Origin of the sequence: Streptomyces racemochromogenes, assembly GCF_039535215.1 — a bacterium.
In the GTDB taxonomy this organism is placed as follows: domain Bacteria; phylum Actinomycetota; class Actinomycetes; order Streptomycetales; family Streptomycetaceae; genus Streptomyces; species Streptomyces racemochromogenes.
Genome location: NZ_BAAAWT010000001.1, coordinates 4118726 through 4141066, shown reverse-complemented (window position 1 = coordinate 4141066; position 22341 = coordinate 4118726). Strand labels below are relative to the sequence as shown.

At 73.7% G+C, this 22341-nt stretch carries 18 protein-coding genes; 4 read left to right on the top strand and 14 right to left on the bottom strand.

Going from position 1 to position 22341, the window contains the following annotated elements; translation table 11 throughout:
* Positions 1 to 132: 132 nt before the first annotated feature.
* The 10 genes from ABD973_RS19240 to rsmI form a co-directional block, all read right to left on the bottom strand.
* Positions 133 to 1791 carry an outer membrane protein assembly factor BamB family protein gene (locus ABD973_RS19240; RefSeq protein ID WP_345501125.1) on the bottom strand — a complete coding sequence of 553 codons (1659 nt, stop codon included), beginning with the start codon at positions 1789 to 1791 and terminating at the stop codon, positions 133 to 135.
* 53 nt (positions 1792 to 1844) lie between these two features.
* Positions 1845 to 3503, bottom strand: coding sequence for an outer membrane protein assembly factor BamB family protein (locus ABD973_RS19235; protein WP_345501123.1), 1659 nt, complete (start codon positions 3501 to 3503; stop codon positions 1845 to 1847).
* Positions 3504 to 3691: 188 nt separating this feature from the next.
* A complete protein-coding gene (locus tag ABD973_RS19230; protein ID WP_125821366.1) occupies positions 3692 to 5491 on the bottom strand; it encodes an ABC-F family ATP-binding cassette domain-containing protein in 1800 nt (599 codons plus the stop codon).
* A 41-nt stretch (positions 5492 to 5532) separates the two neighbouring features.
* Complete coding sequence (locus ABD973_RS19225) at positions 5533 to 6903, bottom strand: acyltransferase family protein (RefSeq protein WP_345501121.1); 1371 nt, start codon at positions 6901 to 6903, stop codon at positions 5533 to 5535.
* A 109-nt stretch (positions 6904 to 7012) separates the two neighbouring features.
* Complete coding sequence (locus tag ABD973_RS19220; protein WP_345501119.1) at positions 7013 to 7912, bottom strand: 4-(cytidine 5'-diphospho)-2-C-methyl-D-erythritol kinase; 900 nt, start codon at positions 7910 to 7912, stop codon at positions 7013 to 7015.
* Positions 7909 to 8820 (bottom strand): 16S rRNA (adenine(1518)-N(6)/adenine(1519)-N(6))-dimethyltransferase RsmA, encoded by a 912-nt coding sequence (rsmA, locus tag ABD973_RS19215; protein ID WP_125603519.1) that lies wholly within the window; start codon positions 8818 to 8820, stop codon positions 7909 to 7911. The genes ABD973_RS19220 and rsmA overlap by 4 nt, the downstream gene beginning before the upstream one ends.
* Complete coding sequence (locus ABD973_RS19210) at positions 8817 to 10337, bottom strand: resuscitation-promoting factor (protein ID WP_345501117.1); 1521 nt, start codon at positions 10335 to 10337, stop codon at positions 8817 to 8819. The genes rsmA and ABD973_RS19210 overlap by 4 nt, the downstream gene beginning before the upstream one ends.
* A 158-nt stretch (positions 10338 to 10495) precedes the next feature.
* On the bottom strand, positions 10496 to 11440 hold the full coding sequence (locus ABD973_RS19205; RefSeq protein ID WP_241253264.1) for a TatD family hydrolase: 945 nt from the start codon (positions 11438 to 11440) through the stop codon (positions 10496 to 10498).
* An 84-nt stretch (positions 11441 to 11524) separates the two neighbouring features.
* A complete protein-coding gene (locus tag ABD973_RS19200) occupies positions 11525 to 12016 on the bottom strand; it encodes a hypothetical protein (RefSeq protein WP_345501114.1) in 492 nt (163 codons plus the stop codon).
* Positions 12017 to 12176: 160 nt separating this feature from the next.
* Positions 12177 to 13073, bottom strand: a complete 897-nt coding sequence (gene rsmI / locus ABD973_RS19195) for a 16S rRNA (cytidine(1402)-2'-O)-methyltransferase (protein ID WP_125821370.1) — start codon at positions 13071 to 13073, stop codon at positions 12177 to 12179.
* A 67-nt stretch (positions 13074 to 13140) separates the two neighbouring features.
* Between rsmI and ABD973_RS19190 the strand changes: the two genes are divergently transcribed.
* From ABD973_RS19190 to ABD973_RS19180, 3 genes are all read left to right on the top strand, one after another.
* Positions 13141 to 14907: a dolichyl-phosphate-mannose--protein mannosyltransferase gene (locus ABD973_RS19190; protein WP_345501112.1), complete on the top strand. Its 1767-nt coding sequence runs from the start codon at positions 13141 to 13143 to the stop codon at positions 14905 to 14907.
* Positions 14908 to 14986: 79 nt separating this feature from the next.
* On the top strand, positions 14987 to 16636 hold the full coding sequence (locus ABD973_RS19185) for a penicillin-binding transpeptidase domain-containing protein (RefSeq protein WP_125821371.1): 1650 nt from the start codon (positions 14987 to 14989) through the stop codon (positions 16634 to 16636).
* Positions 16637 to 17133: 497 nt separating this feature from the next.
* Entirely contained in the window at positions 17134 to 17613 is a 480-nt protein-coding gene (locus tag ABD973_RS19180; protein WP_125606117.1) for a YbaK/EbsC family protein, read from the top strand.
* Between the two features lie 62 nt (positions 17614 to 17675).
* Here ABD973_RS19180 and ABD973_RS19175 read toward each other — a convergent pair whose 3' ends face one another.
* From ABD973_RS19175 to ABD973_RS19160, 4 genes are all read right to left on the bottom strand, one after another.
* Positions 17676 to 18857, bottom strand: a complete 1182-nt coding sequence (locus ABD973_RS19175) for a serine hydrolase domain-containing protein (protein ID WP_345501106.1) — start codon at positions 18855 to 18857, stop codon at positions 17676 to 17678.
* 126 nt (positions 18858 to 18983) lie between these two features.
* Positions 18984 to 19790, bottom strand: a complete 807-nt coding sequence (locus tag ABD973_RS19170) for an energy-coupling factor ABC transporter ATP-binding protein (RefSeq protein ID WP_345501104.1) — start codon at positions 19788 to 19790, stop codon at positions 18984 to 18986.
* Positions 19778 to 20539: a cobalt ECF transporter T component CbiQ gene (gene cbiQ, locus ABD973_RS19165; protein WP_125605163.1), complete on the bottom strand. Its 762-nt coding sequence runs from the start codon at positions 20537 to 20539 to the stop codon at positions 19778 to 19780. Before cbiQ ends, ABD973_RS19170 begins: the two co-directional genes overlap by 13 nt.
* 1 nt (position 20540) lies before the next feature.
* Complete coding sequence (locus ABD973_RS19160; protein ID WP_345501101.1) at positions 20541 to 21602, bottom strand: energy-coupling factor ABC transporter permease; 1062 nt, start codon at positions 21600 to 21602, stop codon at positions 20541 to 20543.
* Positions 21603 to 21778: 176 nt separating this feature from the next.
* Here ABD973_RS19160 and ABD973_RS19155 point away from each other — a divergent pair, with 176 nt between their 5' ends.
* Positions 21779 to 22171, top strand: a complete 393-nt coding sequence (locus ABD973_RS19155; protein ID WP_345501099.1) for an SsgA family sporulation/cell division regulator — start codon at positions 21779 to 21781, stop codon at positions 22169 to 22171.
* The last annotated feature ends 170 nt before the right edge of the window (positions 22172 to 22341 follow it).

Below are 22341 nucleotides of genomic sequence, written 5' to 3'. Positions count from 1 at the left end.
AAGGCTCCCACCCCAGATCCTTCTGACCCGGCAAGCTACACGCTTGTTCGACGGGGCGTGCCGGTTACCGCGCGAAAGCCCCCGATCGGTGGGGACCGTCCGGGGGCTTTCGGCGTCGGGGCCGGGCGGGCGTCAGCTCGCCGCGAAGGAGACGAAGAGGAACTCGGGGTCGGCCTTCTCCGAGTAGGGCTTGCGCACCGTGGTCCGGGAGATGAACAGGCGCCCGTTGTGGTAGCGGAACTCCGAGTGGTCCAGCGAGAACGCCGTCTCCAGGCGCTGGCTGGCCTTGTCGACCGGGTTCTGCATGAGCACGGTCTCCTTCATCGTCTTGCCGTCGATGCTGACGACCTGGCCGCCGCCGTCGTACGGGGGGACCTTGTAGGCGATGATGTTGGGCCCGTCCATGCGCAGCGGGTACATGGTGTACTTCTCGCCCGCGTCGGCGCGGTCACTGGTGGCCTTGCCGGTCTCCAGGTCGAAGGAGACGATCTCGTTGGTGCGGCCGACGGAGGACGTGCCCTGGTGCTCGTACGTCGGCAGGTAGACCTTGCCGTTGCCGACGACCATCTTCGAGCACTGCTCGACCTCGGTGGCGGGGCACTTGGGGGCGTAGCTGCCGGAGGAGAGGCCGATGCGGGTCTTGAGCTGGCCGGCGTCGTCGAGGACGAACAGGTCGCTGACGTTGGTGGCGTTCTTGGCGGTGTTGCCGACGTTGGCGGCGACGATGAGCGGCTTGGTGGAGATGATGCCGGCCCACTCGATGCCCGCGGACAGCTTGTACTGGTACTTCGGCGCGCCGGTGGCGGGGTCGAGGGCCTGCGCGTACAGCGTCGGGCTGGAGCCGCGGCCGCACTTGCGCAGGACGGCGAGGGCCTCGCCGCCGGCGTAGCCCATGTCGTAGCAGCCTTCGCCGTCGGTCTTCGGGGTCCACAGGGACTTGCCGTCGGCGAGGTTCCAGGCGGCGCCGCCGTAGAGGCCGCCCGCGGCGACGGTCTGGCCGCTGATGGTGACCTCGCTGAAGGCGACCGGCTTGTCGCCGCCGGTGGCGGACTTGGCGTTGGCGGACCAGAGGAGCTTTCCGGTGTTCAGGTCGATGACGCCGACCTGCGTGCACTGGGGGTACTTCTTCTCGTTGGTCGCCATGCCCTCCTCGAAGAGGATGGCGGTCTTGTTGTCGCTGATGTGCTTGGTGGCGCCGCAGACGTTGGCGGGGAGCGGGAGCTCCCACTTCTTGCCGCCGTCGACGAGGTTGTAGCCGACGACCTTGGCCAGGTCGGACTTGGCGTAGGTGGTGTCGGTCAGCCAGGAGCCGTCGACGGAGACCACGTCGGCCGGGGCCGGGCTGGGCACGTTGACCAGCGTCTTCGACTTGGGGTTGGACGGGACCTTCTCGCTGCCGGGGGTGCCGGCGGGGGCCTTGTCGCCGTCGGGGGAGCCGCTGGCGCCGCTGGCGGCCGGCTTCCCTGAGCCGCCCTCGTCGCCGGAGACGTACCAGAAGCCGCCGCCGATGATGAGCGCCATGGCCACGACGGCCGCGCCCACGATCGCCAGCTGGTTGCGCTTGTCGTTGCCGCCGCCACCGGCGGGGGCGGCGGGCTGCGCCGGGGCCTGGAGGGTGCTGGGCTGCTGCGGGTAGCCGTAGCCGGGCTGCGTCTGGGGCTGCGGGGAGCCGTAGCCGGCCTGGGGGGACGGCACGGTGGGCGGCTGGGCGGGGGGCTGCGGGGGGCCGGCCGGCGGCGGGCCGCCGAAACCGCCGGAGGGCGGCTGGCTGGGGGGCGGCGGGGTACTCATCGCGTGCTACTGCCTCTCGGTGGGGCGCTCGGTGGGACGCTCGGTGGACTCGTTCACTTGCCGAAGACCATCAGGAGACGCTCCTCCGTGTTGTTGCCGTTCAGCCTGGTGGCGGAGGTGAAGTACCGGCCGTCCTCGAAGGCCCGGACCTGGAAGGTGACCATCCCGCTCTCGATGTTCGCGGAGGGGCCGGAGGGCATGCGCAGCAGCGTCTTGGGCTGGCCGCCCGCGGCCGGCAGGGAGACGATCTCGCCGGGTTCGCGCAGGGCGCCGGCGTGGTAGGCGATGAGCTGGCCGTTGGCCGCCTTGACCGGGTACCAGTTGCGCTTGTCGCCCGCCTTCTGGCGCCACTTGGCCTTGCCGGTGGCGAGGTCGAAGGCGACGACCTCGTTGTCGGTGCCCTTGCCGGTGGTGGTGCGCAGGTAGAGGGTGTCGCCGTCGACGACGGAGTTGCCGCAGCCCTGGAGGCTGTCGGCGGTGCTTGCGTTGCAGTTGGTCTCGAAGGAGCCTTCGGCGGACATGCTGGCGCGCTTCTTGCCGTCGGGCGTCAGGGAGATGATGGCCCGCTTGCTGGTGTCCGCGTTCTCGAGGTCCTTGTTGCTGATGTCGAGGACGATCGGGGAGACGGACAGGACGCTGGTGACGCGGAAGCCCTTGGGGAGCCGGTAGGACCAGGTCTTCTTGCCGGTGACCGGGTCGGCGTCCTGGATCTCGATGGTCTTGTCGTCGTCCATGCACAGGGCGACGGCGAGCAGCTTGCCGTTGCCGGCGGCGTAGTGGCTCGGCTGGCAGCCCTCGGGGGTGTTGCCGGAGAAGAGCTTGTCGCCGGTGGAGAGCTTGTGGACGGTGGTGTTGGCCATCCGGTTGACGACGAAGACGTCGCCGGTGAGGTTGATGGAGACGGAGGCGCCGCCGTCGAAGAGGTTCTCCTTGGCGAGCTCCTTGGTCCATCCCTCCTTGCCGGCCTTCAGGTCGAAGAGCTTCATCTGGTTGCAGGTGGCGTTGGAGCCCTCGCCGTCCTTGACGGCGAGGACGGTCTTGCCGTCGGCGGTGGTCTGGTCGGCCCAGCCGCAGATCTCCGTCTGGAAGTCGACCTTCCACTTCTCCTTGCCGTCGGTGACGGCGTAGGCGACGACGGACTTGCCGACGGTCTTGACGACGCTGTCGCCGACCACCCACATCGCCGGGGCGGGGATGCCCGTGTCGCCGCCGGCCAGGAGCTTGGCCGTCTTGAGCCACAGCGCCTTGTCCTCGCCGGGCTTGCGGCCCGCGTTGAGGTTGGTCTGCTCGCCCATGCCGTTGCCGCTGCCGTCGCCCTTGTCCACGGACGGGGAGCCGGCCGGCTTGGGGTCGGCGGGCCCCGAGGCCTGCGCGGCGGGCTTCTTGGGATCCCCGTCGCCGCTCAGGAAGGCGAACCAGGCGCCGGTGCCGAGTACGAGGACGCCCGCGACGGCCGCCGCGACGACGACCGCCCCCTTGCGCCGGCCGCCCGGTCCGCCGGGGGCCGGGGCGCCGGGGAGCGTGCCGGGCCCGGACGGCGGGTAGGCGTACCCGCCCTGCGGGACGGCGTGCTGCGGCACCGTCGGCGGCTGCTGCGCGTACGGGTTGGGTCCCTGCGGCGGGTACCCGTAGCCCTGCGGCGGAGGGCCGGGCAGGTGCCCGTAACCGGAAGGGGACGGCGGCTGGTTCGGCGGCTGGGGCGGCTCGGTCATCAGCGCATACCTTCGGGGTCGGGCGGTGCGGGCGGTCCGGGAGATCGAAAAGAACCGACTCTTTCTATCACTCGTGGCCGGTACGCACCGGGCCGGTCGCACCCCTGTTCCCAAGGGAGGACCGGCCCGTGACACGGCCGTTATGCGCCCGGCCGGCGTGTTCCGGGGCCCTTTCGGGCCCCCTGGCCTCAGGCCTCTTCGGCCAGTTCCAGCCAGCGCATCTCCAAGTCGTCGCGCTCGGCGATCAGTTCCCGCAGCTCCGCGTCGAGCTTGGCGACCTTGTCGTAGTCGGTGGAGTGCTCGGCGATCTGGGCGTGCAGGTTCGTCTCGCGGTCCGACATCTTGTTGAGCTGGCGCTCGATCTTCTGGAGCTCCTTCTTCGCGGCCCGCGAGTCCCCGGAGGACGTCGACTTGGCGGCGGCGGCCGGGGCCGGCGCCGGGGCGGCGGCCTCGATCATCCGCCGGCGGCGCTCCAGGTACTCGTCCAGGCCGCGCGGCAGCATCCGCAGGCTCGCGTCGCCGAGGAGGGCCATCACCGTGTCGGTGGTGCGCTCGATGAAGAACCGGTCGTGGGAGATCACGATCATCGAGCCGGGCCAGCCGTCGAGGAGGTCCTCCAGCTGGGTGAGGGTCTCGATGTCGAGGTCGTTGGTGGGCTCGTCGAGGAAGAGGACGTTGGGCTCGTCCATCAGCAGGCGCAGGATCTGCAGCCGGCGCCGCTCGCCGCCGGAGAGGTCGCCGACCGGCGTCCACTGCTTCTCCTTGGTGAACCCGAACTGCTCGCACAGCTGGCCGGCCGTCATCTCGCGGCCCTTGCCGAGGTCGACGCGGTCCCGGACGCGCTGGACGGCCTCCAGGACGCGCAGCGAGGGGTCGAGTTCGCCGACCTCCTGGGAGAGGTAGGCCAGGCGTACGGTCTTGCCGACGGTGACGGAGCCCTCGGCGGGCTGGGCCTCGCCCTGGGTGCGGGCGGCCTCGGCGAGGGCCCGCAGCAGGGAGGTCTTGCCGGCGCCGTTGACGCCGACGAGGCCGACGCGGTCGCCGGGGCCCAGGTGCCAGGTGAGGTGCTTGAGCAGGGTCTTGGGGCCGGCCTGGACGGTGACGTTCTCCAGGTCGAAGACGGTCTTGCCGAGGCGGGCGTTGGCGAAGCGCATCAGCTCGGACTTGTCGCGCGGCTCGGGCACGTCGGCGATCAGCTCGTTGGCCGCCTCGATGCGGTAGCGGGGCTTGGAGGTGCGGGCGGGGGCGCCGCGGCGCAGCCAGGCCAGCTCCTTGCGCATCAGGTTCTGCCGCTTGGCCTCTTCGGTGGCGGCGATCCGCTCGCGCTCGGCGCGGGCGAAGACGTAGTCGCTGTAGCCGCCCTCGTACTCGAAGACGTCACCGCGCTGCACGTCCCACATGCGGGTGCAGACCTGGTCGAGGAACCAGCGGTCGTGGGTGACGCAGACGAGGGCGGAGCGGCGGGCCTGGAGGTGGCCGGCCAGCCAGGAGATGCCCTCGACGTCGAGGTGGTTGGTGGGCTCGTCGAGGACGAGGAGGTCCTGGTCGGCCATGAGCAGCTTGGCGAGCGCGATGCGGCGGCGCTCGCCGCCGGACAGCGGGCCGATGACGGTGTCCAGGCCCTGGCCGAAACCGGGCAGGTCCAGGCCGCCGAAGAGACCGGTGAGGACGTCGCGGATCTTGGCGTTGCCGGCCCATTCGTGGTCGGCCATGTCGCCGATGATCTCGTGCCGGATGGTGGCGGCCGGGTCGAGGGAGTCGTGCTGGGTGAGCACCCCCATCCGCAGGCCGCCGCTCTGCGTGACACGGCCGGAGTCGGGCTCCTCCAGCTTGGCGAGCAGCCGGATCAGGGTGGTCTTGCCGTCGCCGTTGCGGCCGACGACGCCGATCCGGTCTCCCTCGGACACGCCGAGGGAGATGCCGTCGAGCAGGGTACGGGTGCCGTACACCTTGCTGACTGCCTCGACATTGACCAGATTGACGGCCATCAGACGCGCTCCAGGGAAAGGGTGTGGATCAGCCCCTCAGCCTAACCCTCCGGGCCGACGCGGAACGTTCCACCAGCCAGGCGCCCCCCCACTGCCATGCCGATGGCGGCGGGCGCGGTCACCGGGAAGGCGATCAGGACGGCGGTGTGACCCTCCAGCAGGCCGCCGAGGCCGGTCATGGACAGGCCGAGGATCCCCAGCAGGCACAGGGTGGTGCCGAGGGCGGCGGCGGCCCCGCTGCCGCGGGCGCCCTCCGCGGTCCGGGCCCGGGCGGCGGGCGGGGCGGCGGGCGGGGCGGCGGGCGGGGCGGCGGTCACGGGGCGGGGCGCCTCGAAGCGGCGGAAGCAGGCCACGAGCGCGGCGGTGAGGGCGGCGGCGAGCAGGATCCGCGGCGGCACCTGCGCCCACCAGGCGGCGGTGGCCGGCTCGGGCAGCGCCAGGCCGGCGGCGAGCTGGGCGGCGTACACGCCGAGCATGGCGGTGAGGTGCCACAGGAACGCGGTCATGGCGACCCCGTTGGCGGTGACGACCCCGCGCCACACGCGCGGCCGGGCCAGCCAGGCCGTCACGGGCCGCGCGAGCAGCTGGACGGCGCCGACCAGCCACATGCCGTGGCAGAGCAGGGCGAGGGTGGGCGGGGCCATGTTGGAGACCTTCTCCCCCGGCATCCCGACCATGGACAGCGGGTACGGACCGGCCGCCACCAGCAGCACGGCCCCGGCGAGCCCGGCGGCGCCGAGGAGCGCGGGACGGGTGATGCGGCCGTCGGCGCGCAGGAAGCCGAGCTGGTGCACGGCGAGCCAGACGAACGCGAAGTTCAGGAACTCCGCGTAGGGCACGCCGAGCGCGAAGCGCAGTACGTCGACCAGGGCGGCGGCGCCGGTCAGGGCCGCGAAGGCGCCCCAGCCCCAGCGGGCGTGCAGCCGCAGCAGCGGCGGGGTGAGGGCCACCATCGCCAGGTAGATCCCGATGAACCACAGCGGCTGCGTCACCATCCGCAGCGCGGCACCGGCCAGCCGGCCGCCGTCCGCCCCGGCGAGCTGCACGAGCAGGGCGAGCGCCGCCCAGACCAGGACGAAGACCAGGGTGGGCCGCAGCAGCCGCTGGAGGCGGGCGCGCAGGAAGGCCGCGTAGACGGGCCGGCCCTCGCCGCGGCGTTCCAGCGACCGGTACGACAGGGCGTGCGAGAACCCGCCGACGAAGAAGAACACCGGCATGACCTGGAGCCCCCAGGTGAGCACCTGGAGCGGGGGCACCAGCGCGAGCAGGTTCCCTATGCCGTCGGTGCTGACGGCGGCCATCAGCCAGTGCCCGCACACGACGGTGGCGAGCGAGGCGACCCGGAGCAGGTCCACGTACCGGTCGCGGGAGGCGGGCGTGGCGGCGGCCATGGCGCGTGCGCTGACTGTCATGCCCCTACGGTCGCGGCCGCGCCCGGTGCGCCGACAGGGCGCGGGTACTCATCCCCGCCCTAGGTACCCCGTGCCGGGCGGCCCCGGGGCCCGGGCCGACGGGCGGGCCTCAGGAGACGGCCGTGGCCCCCGGTGCCGGGGAGGAGGTGACGCGCGTGGCGCGGCAGGTGCCGGAGGCCTCCAGGGCGGCGGCGACCGTCGCCGCGGACTCCGCGTCCCGGACCAGGAACGCCGTCGTCGGACCCGACCCGGAGACCAGCCCGGCCAGCGCCCCCGCGTCGGCGCCCGCCGCGAGGGTGGCGGCCAGCTGCGGGCGCAGCGACAGCGCGGCGGCCTGCAAGCCGTTCGAGCCGGGCAGTACGGCGGCCAGCGCGTCGGCGTCACCCGAGGCGAGGGCCGCGAGCAGCGCCGGGGAGGCCTCGGGCGCGGGCACGTCCGTACCGGCGGTCAGCCGGTCGAACTCCCGGAACACCGCCGGGGTGGACAGGCCGCCCTCGGCGACCGCGAACACCCAGTGGAACCGGCCGGCGTCCACGGGGGTCAGGAACTCGCCGCGGCCGGTGCCGAGCGCGGCGCCGCCCACGAGGCTGAAGGGGACGTCGCTGCCCAGTTCCGCGCAGATCCCCAGGAGCTCCTCGCGCGGGGTGTCCAGCTTCCACAGCAGGTCGCACGCCAGCAGCGCGCCGGCGCCGTCGGCGCTGCCCCCGGCCATGCCGCCGGCGACGGGGATGTTCTTCGCGATGTGGAGGTGGACGGCCGGCTCGATGCCGGCCCGGGCCGCCAGCAGCTCGGCGGCGCGGGCCGCCAGGTTGCTGCGGTCCAGGGGCACCTGGTCGGAGTCGGGGCCCTCGCAGGTCACCGTCAGCGCGTCGGCGGGGGTCGCGGTGACCTCGTCGAACAGGGAGACGGCCAGGAAGACGTTGGCCAGGTCGTGGAAGCCGTCGGGGCGGGCGGCGCCCACCGCCAGCTGGACGTTGACCTTCGCGGGGACGCGTACCGTCACGCTCACAGCGCGGGCCTCGGGGCGGCGGGCTTGTGCTCGGCGATCGCGGCGAACTGCTCCACGGTCAGGGACTCGCCGCGCGCCAGCGGGGAGACGCCGGCGCCGGCCAGCGCCTGCTCGGCGGCGGCGGCCGAACCGGCCCAGCCGGCGAGCGCGGCGCGCAGGCCCTTGCGGCGCTGCGCGAACGCGGCGTCGACGACCGCGAACACCTCGGCCTTGGAGGCGGTGGTCTTCACGGGCTCGGCGCGCCGGACGAGGGAGACGAGTCCGGAGTCGACGTTCGGCGCGGGCCAGAAGACGTTGCGGCCGATGGCTCCGGCGCGCTTGACGTCCGCGTACCAGGCGGCCTTGACGGAGGGGACCCCGTACACCTTGTTGCCGGGGCGGGCGGCGAGCCGGTCGGCGACCTCGGACTGCACCATGACGAGGGTCCGCTCGATGCTCGGGAAGCGGTCGAGCATCGTCAGCAGGACCGGCACGGCCACGTTGTAGGGGAGGTTCGCGACGAGCGCGGTCGGCGCCGGGCCGGGCAGCTCGGTGACGAGCATCGCGTCGGAGTGGACCAGCGCGAAGCGGTCCTTCTTGTGCGGCATCCGCGCCTCGATGGTGGCGGGCAGCGCGGCGGCGAGGATGTCGTCGATCTCGACGGCGGTCACCCGGTCCGCGGCCTCCAGCAGGGCGAGCGTCAGCGAGCCCAGGCCCGGCCCGACCTCCACGACCACGTCGTCCGGCCGCACCTCGGCGGTGCGCACGATCCGGCGCACCGTGTTGGCGTCGATGACGAAGTTCTGGCCCTTCTGCTTCGTCGGACGGACGCCGAGGACGGCGGCCAGCTCTCGGATGTCGGCCGGCCCGAGGAGGGCGTCGGAAGGGACCTGGGAAGTCTCGTGGGGCTGCTGCTCTGCGGTGCTCACCGCTCAAGCCTACGGCCGCAGTGCGGCCACGGACTCGCCCCCCGCTGCACGTAGAGCTTCTTCGCCCGGTACGTCTGCTCCGAGGCGGGCGCGTCCTGCGGGCGGCCGCTGCCGCCGAGGGCCTGCCAGGTGCTCACGTCGAACTGGTAGAGGCCGCCGTAGGTGCCCGAGGGGTCGGTGGCGGAGGGGCGGCCGCCGGACTCGCACTGGGCCAGCGCGGACCAGTTGAGGCCGTCGGCGCCGGCCACGGAGGTGGGCAGCGGCTTCGTGCCGACCAGGACGCGCTGGCTGACGGGCTCCCGCACGACCTCCTCGGCGATCTTCCGGGGCTGCTGGCGGACCCCGTTGACGGTGCGCAGGGCGTAGGTGACCCGGCGCGCCCCGGGGCGGCCGACGCGGTCGACGACCTCGGTGCCGGCGAAGAGGCCGGGGTCCTCGACGCGTTCGGTCTCGTACGGGATGCGTTCCTCGCGGACCTCGCGGGTGCCGGTGATGCGCAGCACGGTGACGGTCTGGCCGTCGCGGGGGAAGGAGTCCGGGGGGACGGAGGTGGTGTCCTGGCCGTGGAGGGTGATGCCGGCCTGGTCGAGGGCCTCCTTGACGGTGGCGGCGTTGGTGCGGATGGTGCGTTCGCGGCCGTCGGCCATGAAGGTGACGCCGCGTTCGGTGCGCACGCCCAGGGTGAGGCCGGAGCGGGGGACGGTGGCGGTGCGGGGGGTGGAGAGGTAGGCGCCCTCGACGCGGACGCCGAGCTGGCGCAGGGCGCCGTCGACGGTGCGTGCGGTGGTCCACAGCTGGCGGGTGGTGCCGTCGAGGGTGAGGCGCAGGGGCCGGCCGTAGCGGACGACGACCTGTTCGCCGTCGTCGAGGGCGGAGCCGGGCGCGGGGGCGACGAGGTCGTGGGGGCCGACGCCGAGGCCTTCGGACGCGAGGAGTTCGTCGACGCTCCCGGCGAAGGTGTGGAGGGTGCGGGGCACTCCGTCGACGGTGAGCCGGACGGCCTTGTCGGCGGCGACGAAGGCGGTGGTGCCGCCGGCCAGGAAGGCGACGACGAGGGCCTGCGGGACGATGCGCCGCCAGCTGCCGCGGGCGGGGGCCGGGGCGGCGGCGCGGCCGGCCGGGGCGGGGGCCGGGGCGGGGGCCGGGGCGGCGGCGGGGGCCGAGCGCCTGCGGCGGCCGGATCCGGCGCCGGGCGGGCGGCCGGGGGCGGGGTCGGTGCCGGGGGCCAGGGCGGGCGGTGGCGGGGGTTCCGCGGTGGTGGCGCGGCGGCGGCCGCCGGAGGGGGCGGCGGCGCGGCGGCGGGCGGCCCGGCGGCCCTCGCCGCGGGGGCCGGGGACCTGCGGCTCGGGGGCGGCGGCGCCGTACGGGGCGGCGTACGCGTCGGCGTACGGCTCCTCGTGGGGCGGCGCGTCGTACGGGGCGTCGTACGGGTCCGCGTACGGGGCTTCGCGCGGGTCCGGGCCGGGTGGGGTGTCCGGCCACGGGGCACGGCGGTGACTGCCCTGCGTTTCGCTCACGTCGCTCGCTCCACTGGTCCGGCCCCCGGCTGCTCGGGCACGGCACCCTAGCGGCAGGGGGCGTCACGCACCAAAGCCGTTCGACCACCCAGCGTGTCGGGCGAACGGCTGCGCGAAGGAGGGTGTGAAGCGGGGGCGGAGCGGGGGCCGGCGGCCGGTCAGTAGTCGAAGGCGCGCGCGGTGTTGGCGGCGAGGGCGGTGGCCATGGCGTCCTCGTCGATGCCGCGGACCGCGGCCATGGCGCGGACCGTCAGCGGAATGAGGTACGGGGCGTTGGGCCGTCCGCGGTAGGGCGCGGGGGTGAGGTACGGGGCGTCGGTCTCCACCAGCACCAGTTCCAGCGGCGCCACCGCGAGGGCCTCGCGCAGCGGCGCGGCGTTCTTGAAGGTGACGGTCCCGGCGAAGGACATGTAGTAGCCGGCGGCGGCGCACTCGCGGGCCATCTCGGCGTCGCCGGAGTAGCAGTGGAAGACGGTGCGCTCGGGGGCGCCCTCCTCGCGCAGCACGCGCAGGACGTCGGCGTGGGCGTCACGGTCGTGGATGACCAGGGCCTTGCCCTGCCGCTTGGCGATCTCGATGTGGGCGCGGAAGGAACGCTCCTGCGCGGCCATGCCCTCGGGGCCGGTGCGGAAGTAATCGAGGCCGGTCTCGCCGACCGCCTTGACGTGGTCCAGCGCGGCCAGCGCCTCGATCTCGGCGAGCGCGTCGTCGAGCGCGGACTGGCCGCCCCCGGGGCGGGCGCCCTGGCGGGACCGACCTCCCCCAGCCCTAGGGGGCTGGGAGGTGCCCCCAGGGTCCCCGTGGACGATCCGGGGGGCCTCGTTCGGGTGGAGGGCGACGGCCGCGTGGACGTTGGCGTACGCGGCCGCCGTCTCGGCGGCCCAGCGCGAGCCCTTCACGTCGCAGCCCACCTGGACGACGGTGGTCACGCCCACGGACGCGGCCTTCGCGAGACCCTCCTCGACGGTGCCGGACTGCATGTCGAGGTGGGTGTGCGAGTCGGCGACAGCCACCCGCAGCGGCTCCGGCAGCGGGGGCGGTACGTCCTTCGACGCGGCCTTGGCGGCGGGGGCCGGAGAGGAGGGGGAAGGGCTGGGGCTCATGAGCCGATCTTATGACCGCTCGCGCGGCCGCACCCAAGCCCTTTCCCGCGACCTGCCCGGTGGCCCTTCCCGCGGGCTACGGCCCTACGACCGCTTGAAGAGGGCGCGGAGGCGCGACAGCGGCCCGCGGCGCCCCTCGGACGCGTCCACGGCCACCGGCCCCGGCGAGTCGTGCGACGGCGTCCGGCGCTGCTTCGGCGGGCGGGGGGCGTTCTCGCCGGCCGGGACGGGGCCGGCGATCCCGGGGGCGATGCGGTGGTGGTAGAGCCGGTCGATCGTGCCGAGCACCGTGGAGACCTGGCCCGCGCGCATGATGCGTACGACGTGTCCGCCGCAGTTGAGGCAGGTCGGGTTCGACAGCGGGGAGGGCACCCGCTCGCCGTTCACCGTGTACATGATGAACGGCTCGCCCTTGCCGTCGACGTGGTGCTCTATCGCGTACGCCTGCTCCCAGCCGTAGCCGCACTTCATGCACGCGAACGAGTAGGCCTCGTGCACGGTCGGTACGCCGGAGGTGGGAACGGGTGCCGGTGCCGCGGCCGTGACGGGTACCGGGGTGTCTGCGATCTCACTCATGCCAGCTCCTCTGGTTCCACTGGTGCCATTGCCAGTGGACGCCTCTTCGGGCGGGAGCGCATCAGGCCATGTCCAGTAATGGACGGTCCTTGGCCGAGTCATGCCCAAAGGGGCCGGTGCGCGGTCTGAGCTTTGCTTTTCAGATTAGCTCTTTACCGTCTTACGGCATCTTTTGTGTCGCGTTCTTTGCCGCGACGACCGCGTCGAACACCTCGCGCTTGGGTACGCCGGCCTCGGCCGCGACCGCCGCGATGGCCTCCTTGCGGCGCTCCCCCGCCTCCTCGCGCACGCGCACCCGGCGCACCAGCTCCTCGTCGTCGACGTCACCGGGAGCGGCGGCGGGGGCGCCCTCCACCACGACGGTGATCTCGCCGCGCACGCCCTCGGCCGCCCACGCGGCCAGGTCGCCGAGCCCGCCGCGCTTGACCTCCTCGTACGTCTTGGTCAGCTCGCGGCACACGGCGGCCCGCCGGCCGGCGCCGAACACCTCGGCCATGGCCGCCAGGGTGTCGTCCAGCCGGTGCGGGGCCTCGAAGTAGACGAGGGTGCGCCGCTCGCCCTCCACCTCGCGGAGCCGGCCCAGGCGCTCGCCCGCCTTGCGCGGCAGGAAGCCCTCGAAGCAGAAGCGGTCCACCGGCAGCCCGGACAGCGCGAGCGCGGTGAGCACGGCGGACGGCCCGGGCACGGCCGTGACCTTGATGTCCTTCTCGACGGCGGCGGCGACCAGCCGGTAGCCGGGGTCGGAGACGGAGGGCATCCCGGCGTCGGTCACCAGCAGCACCCGCCGGCCGGCCTCCAGGGCCTCGACCAGTTCGGGGGTGCGGGCGGACTCGTTGCCCTCGAAGTACGACAGGACGCGCCCGGTGGTGTGCACGCCGAGCCCCTGCGTGAGCCGGCGCAGCCGCCGGGTGTCCTCGGCGGCGATCACGTCGGCCCGCTCCAGCTCGGCCGCGAGCCGGGGCGGGGCGTCGGCGAGATCGCCGATGGGGGTCCCGGCGAGGACGAGTACGCCGTGGGAGGAGGGGGCTTCGGCACCGCGGGGCTGTTCAGCTGTCACCGGCCCATCCTCTCATTGGGGCTCGTGGGGGCTGGGGCTCCACAGGGGCGTTCCCTACGATGATCCGGTGACCAGTACCGCGACGCCGCCGCCCAGCCCCGCGGGGGCCCCGCCCGTCCGGCCGGGCGGAGGCGACTCCGACTACGAGCCGCCCGTGTGGCTGCGCCGCCTGCGCGGGTTCGGCTACGCGCCGGCCGCACCGGTGACCGACGTCCGCACCCGCCTCGTGCCCCCGTACGCACGGCCGTCCGCGCAGCTGTGGACGGCGCTCGGCGTCCCCGAGCCGGCCCGGCGGACCTGGCAGCGGGTGATGGCCTGGGCGGGACCGCTGCTGGTCACGCTGGTGGCGGGGGTGCTGCGGTTCACGCACCTGGGCAGCCCCAAGGCGGTGATATTCGACGAGACGTACTACGCCAAGGACGCGTGGGCCACCATCAGGCAGGGCTACGAAGCCAGCTGGCCCAAGGATGTCGACAAGTCGATCCTGTCGAATCCCGACGCGGTACCGCTCCCCCTGGACCCCGGCTACGTCGTGCACCCGCCCGTCGGCAAATGGGTGATCGGCCTCGGCGAGTGGATGTTCGGCTTCACCCCCTTCGGCTGGCGGTTCATGACCGCCGTGCTCGGCACCCTGTCGGTTCTGATCGTCTGCCGCGTCGGCCGCCGTCTCTTCCGCTCCACCTTCCTCGGCTGCCTGGCCGGCGCGCTGCTGGCGGTCGACGGACTGCACCTGGTGATGAGCCGGACCGCCCTGCTCGACCTGGTCCTGATGTTCTTCGTCCTGGCGGCCTTCGGGGCGCTGGTCATCGACCGGGACAAGGCGCGCGCCCGGCTCGCCGCCGCCCTGCCCGTCGACGAGGAGGGCCGCGCCCGCCCCGACGTCACGGTCGCGGAGACCCTGAAGCTGGGCTGGCGCCCGTACCGGCTGCTGGCCGGCGTCTGCCTCGGCCTGGCCTTCGGCACCAAGTGGAACGGCCTCGTCGTCCTGGCCTTCTTCGGGATCCTCACCGTCCTGTGGGACGCGGCCGCGCGCCGCACCGCCGGCGCGGGCGCCCCGTACGCGGCGATGCTGCGCCGCGACGCGCTGCCCGGATTCCTGTCGACGGTGCCGGTGGCGATCGCCGTGTACCTGGCCTCCTGGACGGGCTGGATCCTCAGTCCGGACAACGGCAAGGGCGGCTACTTCCGCGACTGGGCCGCCAAGTACGACCAGGGCAGCGCGCTGTCCTTCCTCCCCGAGTGGCTGCGCAGCCTGTGGCACTACGAGACGGAGGTCTACAAGTTCCACGTGGGCCTGACCTCCGGCCACACCTACGAGTCGAACCCGTGGAGCTGGCTGGTCCTGGGCCGGCCGGTCTCCTACTTCTACGAGTCCCCCTCGCCCGGCACCGACGGCTGCCCGGCGTCCGAGGCCGGCAAGTGCGCCCGCGAGGTGCTGGCCCTCGGCACACCGCTGCTGTGGTGGGCGGGCTGCTTCGCGCTGCTGTACGTGCTGTGGCGGTGGTTCTTCCGCCGCGACTGGCGGGCGGGCGCCATCGCGTGCGCGCTGGGCGCGGGCCTGCTGCCCTGGTTCAACTACCAGGAGCGGACCATCTTCTACTTCTACGCGGTGGTCTTTGTCCCCTACCTCTGCCTGGCGGTGGCGATGCTGGTCGGCGCCCTGCTGGGACCGGCGGGCTCCTCGGAGCGGCGGCGCGCGGTGGGCGCGATCGGCGCGGGCGTCCTCATCCTCCTGATCATCTGGAACTTCATCTATTTCTGGCCGATCTACACCGGCCAGACCCTGCCCATGGACTCGTGGCGTGGCCGGATGTGGCTGGACACCTGGATCTGACCCGTTACTGAGAGGTAAGGTCTCCTCACAGGTTCTTTGAACATGTTCAGAGAACGGGGGCTCCTGGGGAGGGGACGCAGTGAACGGGGCGGCGAAGGGTGCCATCGTCGGCGGGGTGTTCCTCGCGATGGCCGGCGGTACCGCGTACGGGGTGTACGCGCTGGTCGGGGACGCCGGCGACGGCGGCGCGGGCGACCGCGCCACGACGAACAGGACGGCGACCGCCGCCAAGGGGGGAAGCGGGCCGGTCACCGAGAAGGAGGCCGCCGCCACCGCGAAGGCCTTCCTCGCGGCGTGGGCGGCCGGCGACGACGCCACGGCCGCCGCGCTGACCAACAACACCCAGGCCGCGCAGACCACGGTGGCCGACTACCGCGCCAAGGCGATGGTGTCCAAGGCCGTCATCACCCCCGGCGCGGCGGAGGGCGCCTCGGTGCCGTTCAAGGTCGAGGCCGAAGTCAGCCACCAAGGCACGGCCAAGCCCCTCGTCTACGACTCCCGCCTGACCGTCGTCCGCGGCACCGAGAGCGGCAAGCCGCTCGTCGACTGGCAGCCCTCGGTGATCCACCCGCAGCTCCAGAAGGACGAGAAGCTGCGCACAGGCACCCCGGCGAGCCCGCCGGTCAAGGCCGTCGACCGCAACGGCAAGGAGCTGACGCCCGAGCAGTACCCGTCGCTGCGGCCGGTGCTGGACTCGCTGCGCAAGACCTACGGGGAGAAGACCGGCGGCACGGCCGGCGTCGAGCTGTGGATCGAACCGGCCACCCAGGACGCGCCGAAGCGGAGCCTGCTGACGCTGGTGGAGGGCAAGCCGGGGGAGATCCGGACCGTCCTGGACGCCGACGTGCAGGCGGCGGCGGAGAAGGCCGTCGCCCAGCACCCGGAGGCGTCCGTGGTCGCCGTCCAGCCGAGCACCGGCGACATCCTGGCGGTGGCGAACCACCGCAGGGACGGCTTCAACGCGGCGATGCAGGGCCGGCGGGCGCCCGGCTCGACGATGAAGATCGTCACGGCGGCGATGCTGCTGGAGAAGGGCCTGGTGGCGGCCGACCGCCCGGCGGACTGCCCGCAGAGCGTCTCGTGGGACGGCAAGGTCTTCCACAACCTGAACAACTTCTCGCTGAAGGGCCAGCCCTTCTCGACCAGCTTCGCCAAGTCCTGCAACACGGCCTTCATCGGCCTGATCGACGAGGTGCGCGACAACGGGGCACTGCCGAGGGTGGCCAAGGAGGCCTTCGGGATCGGGCTGGACTGGAAGACCGGCATCCCGTCCCAGGACGGCAGCGTGCCGGTGACCTCCGGCCCGTCGGCGGCCGCGGAGTACATCGGCCAGGGCGCCATCCAGATGAACCCGCTGAACGTCGCGTCGATCACGGCGACCGCCCGGACCGGGGTGTTCCGCCAGCCGGTGCTGGTCAAGGCCTCGCTGGACGGGCGCACCCTGGCCACCGCCCCGCGCGCGCTGGCACCGGGGGTGTCGGCGCAGCTGGTGAAGATGATGAAGCAGGCCGCCGGCCCCGGCGGCACGGCGGCGGGCGCCATGTCCTCCGTGGGCGGCTCCGACAAGGGCGCGAAGACCGGCTCGGCGGAGGTCGACGGCGCGGCGGCCCCGGACAGCTGGTTCACGGGCTTCCGGGGTGATGTGGCGGCGGCCGCCATGGTCGAAGGCGGCGGCCACGGCGGCGACTCGGCGGGCCCCATCGTCGCCACGGTCCTGAACGCCTCCTGACGGGGGCCCACACCGCACGAGGCCGCCGCCGGCGGGGCCGCGGCCCCGAGCCGGAGGACCACCGGCCCCGTCCCACTACCGCCCCCGACCACCCGGCCACCCGGCCCCGGAGGCCCGGCACACGGCCGCCGGAACAGCCCGCCGGGGGCGGAGCGGGGACGGCCGGGGCGGGCGCGGCCGGGGCCAGGGCCGAGACGGCCGGGGCGGGCGCGGCCGTGTCGGGAGCGCGACGGCCGGGGCGGGCGCGGCTTGGGCGGAACCGGGACGGCCGAAGCCAGGGCCGGCGCGGCGGATGCCAGCGCCGGGGGCCGAAACGGCACACGCGGGCCGGCCGCGCGCGGGGAACGACCGGCGGGGCGGCACACCTGAGAGCTCCGGCCGCAGCCGGAACGGGGGATGCCGACGCCCGACCTCCCCGGGCCGGGGACGGGAGCCCGAAGGCGGGGCCCGGGGTAAACGCGTGGCCCCGGCCCCCCGCACAGCGCTAGCGTCCCGGCATGACGACCAGCACCCCGCACCCCCTCTTCGCCCGGGCCCTCACCGAGCTGGGCCTCGACCTCGACGTCCGCGCCTTCCCCGAAGGGACCCGTACGGCCGCCGACGCCGCCGCGGCGATCGGCTGCGAACTCAGCCAGATCGTGAAGTCACTGATCTTCGCGGCGGACGGGGTACCGGTCCTGGTCCTCATGGACGGCGCCTCCCGGGTCGACGTCGAGGCCGTGCGGCGTCAACTCGGCGCCGCGAAAGTCACCCGCGCCGACGCCGCGCTCGTCCGCGAGACCACCGGCTACGCCATCGGCGGCGTCCCGCCCTTCGGCCACCGCACCCGCACCCGGGTGCTGGCCGACCGCTCGCTGCTGGAGCACGACGTGGTCTGGGCCGCCGCCGGCACCCCGCACACCGTCTTCCCCATGGCCCCGAAGGAGCTCATCGAGCACGCCGCGGCCGCACTGGCCGACGTACGCGAAGGGACCTGATCAAGACCGCAGCCGCGGCCGCCGGTTCCGGCCGCCCCGCCCCCGCCCGCTGCCGTACGGCGTCAGAGGCAGGACCGCAGCGCCCGCACCAGCGCCTGCGCGCGCGGGTCGGCGGTGACCGACTTGGCGTGCGCGTTGGTGACGTAGCCGAAGCCGATCCCCGCCTCCGGGTCCGCGAAGGCCAGGGACCCGCCCCGCCCCGGGTGGCCGAAGGAGGCCGGCGACAGCAGCGGGGACGCCGCCCCGTGCAGCATGTAGCCCGGGCCGAAACGGGTGTTCACGACCAGCACCCGGTCCGGCCCGGACGCGAACTCCGTGCCGGCCAGCGCCGTGGTGGCGGGGGTGAAGATCCGCGCCCCGTCCTCCACCACGCCGATGGTCGCCCCGTAGAAGCGGGCCAGGGCGCGCGCCGTGCCGATGCCGGCGGAACCGGGGAGCTCGGCCCCCTGGTAGACGGGGTCGTTCTCGTCCGGCGCGGGGTCGATGGCCGCGAAGGCGCGCCGGGTGAGGGAGTCCGGGTCGGCGTACGCCTCGGAAACGTTTCTCCTCGGCCGGGTCTTCAACAGCCCCGCGCTCGCCGGCGGCTCCACCGGCGCCACCCGGCCCACCCGCGGCGCCTCGCTCTCCGGCAGGCCTATCCAGAAGTCCAGCCCCAGCGGCTCGGCGATCTCCTCCGCGAGGATCCCGCCGACGGTGCGGCCCGTCGCCCGCAGCACCAGCTCGGAGACCAGCCAGCTGAAGGTCTGCGCGTGGTAGCCGTGCTCGGCGCCCGGCTCCCAGAAGGCCCGCTGCGCGGCGACCGCGCGCGCCCCGCTCACCCCGTCGGCGGCCTGCGCCGTGGTGAGCCCCCGGTCCAGCGCGGGCACGCCAGCCTGGTGGGCGAGGAGGTGACGGACCAGGGTCTTCTCCTTGCCGCCGGCCTTGAACTCGGGCCAGTACGAGCCCACCGGCGCGTCCAGGTCCAGCAGTCCGCGCTGATGCAGGAGGAGCGGGACGGCGGCGGCCACACCCTTGGTGGCGGAGCGCACGATCGTCACGGTGTCCTCGGCCCAGGGCCCGGCGGCGTCGCCGTCGGCGTCCTTCGTGCCAGCCCACAGGTCGACGACCTTGCGGCCGTCCCGGTACACGGCCACGGCCGCGCCCCGGTCCCCGAGGACCTCGAAGTTGCGCGCGAAGGCGTCTCTGACGGGCTCGAAGCCCTCGGTCACCACACCCTGGATGTTCACGAGCAGGCCAACAACCATCGGCCGCCCCTTATGCCGCGGACCGCGCCCGGCCGGCCCGCACCACACCCCGACACCACCGACTAATGCCACGCGGCCACGCTGTGGCATTAGCTGCCACGTCACGTCACCACCTGGCGAGCCGCCCTACGCCGCCGCCACCGACCGCGGGTCGAAGCCGAACGGCAGCTCCAGCCGGTGCTCCCGCATCAGCGCCTCGTCGCACAGCAGGTCGCGGGTGCGCCCGTCGGCGGCGATCACGCCCTCGCTCAGGATCACCGAGCGCGGGCAGAGTTCCAGCGCGTACGGCAGGTCGTGGGTCACCATCAGCACCGTCACGTCCAGCGACCGCAGGATGTCGGCGAGCTCGCGCCGCGAGGCCGGGTCCAGGTTGGAGGAGGGCTCGTCCAGGACGAGGATCTCCGGCCGCATCGCCAGTACGGTCGCCACCGCCACCCGCCGGCGCTGGCCGAAGGACAGGTGGTGCGGCGGCCGGTCGGCGAAGCCGGCCATGCCGACCAGTTCGAGCGCCTCGCGGACCCGATGCTCCAGTTCCGCGCCCCGCAGGCCGGCCGCCGCCGGGCCGAAGGCCACGTCCTCCCGCACGGTCGGCATGAACAGCTGGTCGTCGGGGTCCTGGAAGACGATGCCCACCCGGCGCCGGATCTCGGCGAGGTTCCGCTTCTCCACGGGCAGCCCGGCCACGCTCACCGAGCCGACCCCGCCGCCGAGGATGCCGTTGAGGTGCAGCACGAGGGTGGTCTTCCCCGCGCCGTTGGGGCCGAGCAGTGCGACCCGCTCCCCGCGGCCGACGGTGAGGTCGACCCCGAAGAGGGCCTGGTGCCCGTCGGGGTAGGCGTAGGCGACCCCGGACACCTCCAGGGAGGGCTCGGACGCAGCGGCGGAGGAGGAGGAAGGAGAAGGAGAAGGAGAAGGAGACGTCACAGCGTCCATCCCATCAGACAGACGGCCAGCGCCGTCACGGGCAGCACGGCCGAGTACGCCCACTGGGCGCGGGTGGCCGTGACGTCGTCGATCACCGGCATGGAGCCGGCGTAGCCGCGGCTGACCATGGCGAGGTAGACCCGCTCGCCGCGTTCGTAGGAGCGGATGAAGAGGGCGCCGGCCGTCTTGGCGAGCACCCCCCAGTGCCGGACGCCGCGCGCCTCGAACCCGCGCGAGCGGCGGGCGATGGACATGCGGCGCAGCTCGTCGGTGATGACGTCGCCGTACCGGATCATGAAGGAGGCGATCTGGACGAGCAGCGGCGGCAGCTTCAGCCGCTGGAGTCCCAGCAGCAGGGCGCGCAGTTCTGTGGTGGAGGCGAGCAGTACGGAGGCGGCCACGCCGAGGGTGCCCTTGGCCAGGACGTTCCAGGCGCCCCAGAGGCCGGAGACGCTCAGGGACATGCCGAGGACCTCCACGCGTTCGCCCTGGGACACGAAGGGCATGAGCACGGCGAAGAGGACGAACGGCACCTCGATCAGCATCCGCCGCAGCAGGAAGCCCGCGGGGATCCGGGCGGCCGCCGCGACGGCGGCGATGAGGACGGCGTACCCGGCGAAGGCCCACATGGCCTCGCGCGGGGTGGACACGACGACGACCACGAAGGCGAACGTAGCGGCGATCTTGCAGTGTGGCGGCAGCTCGTGCACGGGCGAGTGCCCGTGCCGGTAGAGCTTGTGCGCGTGGCCGGCTCCCATGTCAGCCGGCTGTCGGGGCGGCCGTGGACGTCGCGGTCAGGTCCTGCGCGCGACGGCGGCGCACGGCCCAGAACACGCCGGTGCCGACGGCGACGGTCGCGCCGACGCCGATGACGCCCGCGAGGCCGCCGGACAGCCGGGCGTCGGAGACGTCCTTGACGCTGTAGTCGGCGAGCGGGGAGTCCGCGGCGGCGTGTTCCTCGACCTTGGTGTCGATGCCCTTGTCGGCGGCGACCTTCTCCAGGCCGTCGGGGCTGGCGGAGGCGTAGAAGGAGACGAAGCCGGCCAGTACGAGGGCGGTGGCCAAGCCGGTCAGCCAGAGCTTGCGGGTGGAGCGGGCGGCGGCCGGCACCGGGGTGGCGGCGGGGGCGGGGGCGTCGACCAGTTCGCCGCCGACGCGCAGCTTCAGCGGGGCGGTCAGCCGGCGCGCGCCGTGCACCAGGTCGGGGCGTACGGCGATCACGGCGCCGACGGTCGCGGCGGTGATGGCGGCTTCGCCGATGCCGATGAGGACGTGGACGCCGACCATGGCGGTGATGACCTTGCCGATCGGGACGTCGGTGGTGCCGCCGAGGGCGTAGAGGGCGGTGAAGGCGGCGGCCGCGGCGGGCACGGAGAGGAGGGCGCCGACGAAGGCGGCGACGGTGACCGAGCGGCGGCCGGCGGGCAGCAGCTTGAGGAGGCCGCGGAAGACGGCGTAGGCGACGACCACGGTCACCACGGCCATGTTGAGGACGTTGACGCCGAGGGCGGTGAGGCCGCCGTCGGCGAAGAGGATGCCCTGCATCAGCAGGACGACGGACACGCAGAGCACGCCGGTGTACGGGCCGACGAGTATGGCGGCGAGGGCCCCTCCGAGGAGGTGGCCGCTGGTGCCCGCGGCGACCGGGAAGTTGAGCATCTGCACGGCGAAGATGAAGGCGGCGACGAGGCCGGCCAGCGGGGCGGTGCGCTCGTCGAGCTCGCGGCGGGCGCCGCGCAGGCTGACCGCGACAGCGGTGGCGGCCGCTACTCCTGCGGCCACCGAGACGGGTGTGTTGATGAATCCGTCGGGCACATGCATGGAGTAGCTCCGCATCCTCTTTCTCGCACAAGTCTTTAACCGTTCAAGAGTAGTGCCCAGTTGCAAACCGTTGGCAAGAGCAGCCAGGTCACAAATAGATCCGTGCGGTTTCGTCGGAATGTGCGAGGCTGGACGGACAAACGGACTGAAATGTTCCGATTAGAGGAGTCTTGTCGATGTCAGCGACCGCCGAGAATCCAGCAGCCACCGCCACAGCGACCGCCGTCGAGGAGCGGGTGCGTGCCCGCGTCATCACCGACGAGCCCCTCTACCGGGCCATTCCGGTGGCCCTGCGCTTCACCCCCGCCGAGCCGCTGGCCGTGCGCGTCGTCTTCCCCGCCGAACTGTCCCCCGAGGACACCGACAACGAGTGGGTCTTCCCCCTGGCCCTCCTGGAGGCCGGCCTGCTGGCCCCGTCGGGGAGCGGAGACGTACGCGTCTGGCCGTGCGGGCGCGTCCAGGTGGTGATCGAGTTCCACTCGCCCGAGGGAGTCGCCGTCCTCCAGTTCGACAGCGCCGCGCTGCGCCGCTTCCTGCGCCGCACGTACGCCACCACCCGGACGGCGTAGCGCAACGCCACCGGCCCCGCACCTGGGCTTCCAGGTACGGGGCCGGCGTTCGGCAGGTGTGACTTTCCGGGCCCGGGGTTGACGCTCGGCGTTGACGCGGGGCGTTGGCCCGGACCGGCGGTCCGGACCGCGGCCCGACCGAGGCCGGGCCCGCGGTCCTCGCCCGCGGA

What these genes read in the sequence shown, in the direction of transcription:
- ABD973_RS19240 (WP_345501125.1), bottom strand. Translation starts at nt 1,791, where the DNA reads ATGAGTACCCCGCCGCCCCCCAGCCAGCCGCCCTCCGGCGGTTTCGGC.
- ABD973_RS19235 (WP_345501123.1), bottom strand. Translation starts at nt 3,503, where the DNA reads ATGACCGAGCCGCCCCAGCCGCCGAACCAGCCGCCGTCCCCTTCCGGT.
- ABD973_RS19230 (WP_125821366.1), bottom strand. Translation starts at nt 5,491, where the DNA reads ATGGCCGTCAATCTGGTCAATGTCGAGGCAGTCAGCAAGGTGTACGGC.
- ABD973_RS19225 (WP_345501121.1), bottom strand. Translation starts at nt 6,903, where the DNA reads ATGACAGTCAGCGCACGCGCCATGGCCGCCGCCACGCCCGCCTCCCGC.
- ABD973_RS19205 (WP_241253264.1), bottom strand. Translation starts at nt 11,440, where the DNA reads ATGAGCCCCAGCCCTTCCCCCTCCTCTCCGGCCCCCGCCGCCAAGGCC.
- ABD973_RS19200 (WP_345501114.1), bottom strand. Translation starts at nt 12,016, where the DNA reads ATGAGTGAGATCGCAGACACCCCGGTACCCGTCACGGCCGCGGCACCG.
- ABD973_RS19180 (WP_125606117.1), top strand. Translation starts at nt 17,134, where the DNA reads ATGACGACCAGCACCCCGCACCCCCTCTTCGCCCGGGCCCTCACCGAG.
- ABD973_RS19175 (WP_345501106.1), bottom strand. Translation starts at nt 18,857, where the DNA reads ATGGTTGTTGGCCTGCTCGTGAACATCCAGGGTGTGGTGACCGAGGGC.
- ABD973_RS19170 (WP_345501104.1), bottom strand. Translation starts at nt 19,790, where the DNA reads ATGGACGCTGTGACGTCTCCTTCTCCTTCTCCTTCTCCTTCCTCCTCC.
- cbiQ (WP_125605163.1), bottom strand. Translation starts at nt 20,539, where the DNA reads ATGGGAGCCGGCCACGCGCACAAGCTCTACCGGCACGGGCACTCGCCC.
- ABD973_RS19160 (WP_345501101.1), bottom strand. Translation starts at nt 21,602, where the DNA reads ATGCATGTGCCCGACGGATTCATCAACACACCCGTCTCGGTGGCCGCA.
- ABD973_RS19155 (WP_345501099.1), top strand. Translation starts at nt 21,779, where the DNA reads ATGTCAGCGACCGCCGAGAATCCAGCAGCCACCGCCACAGCGACCGCC.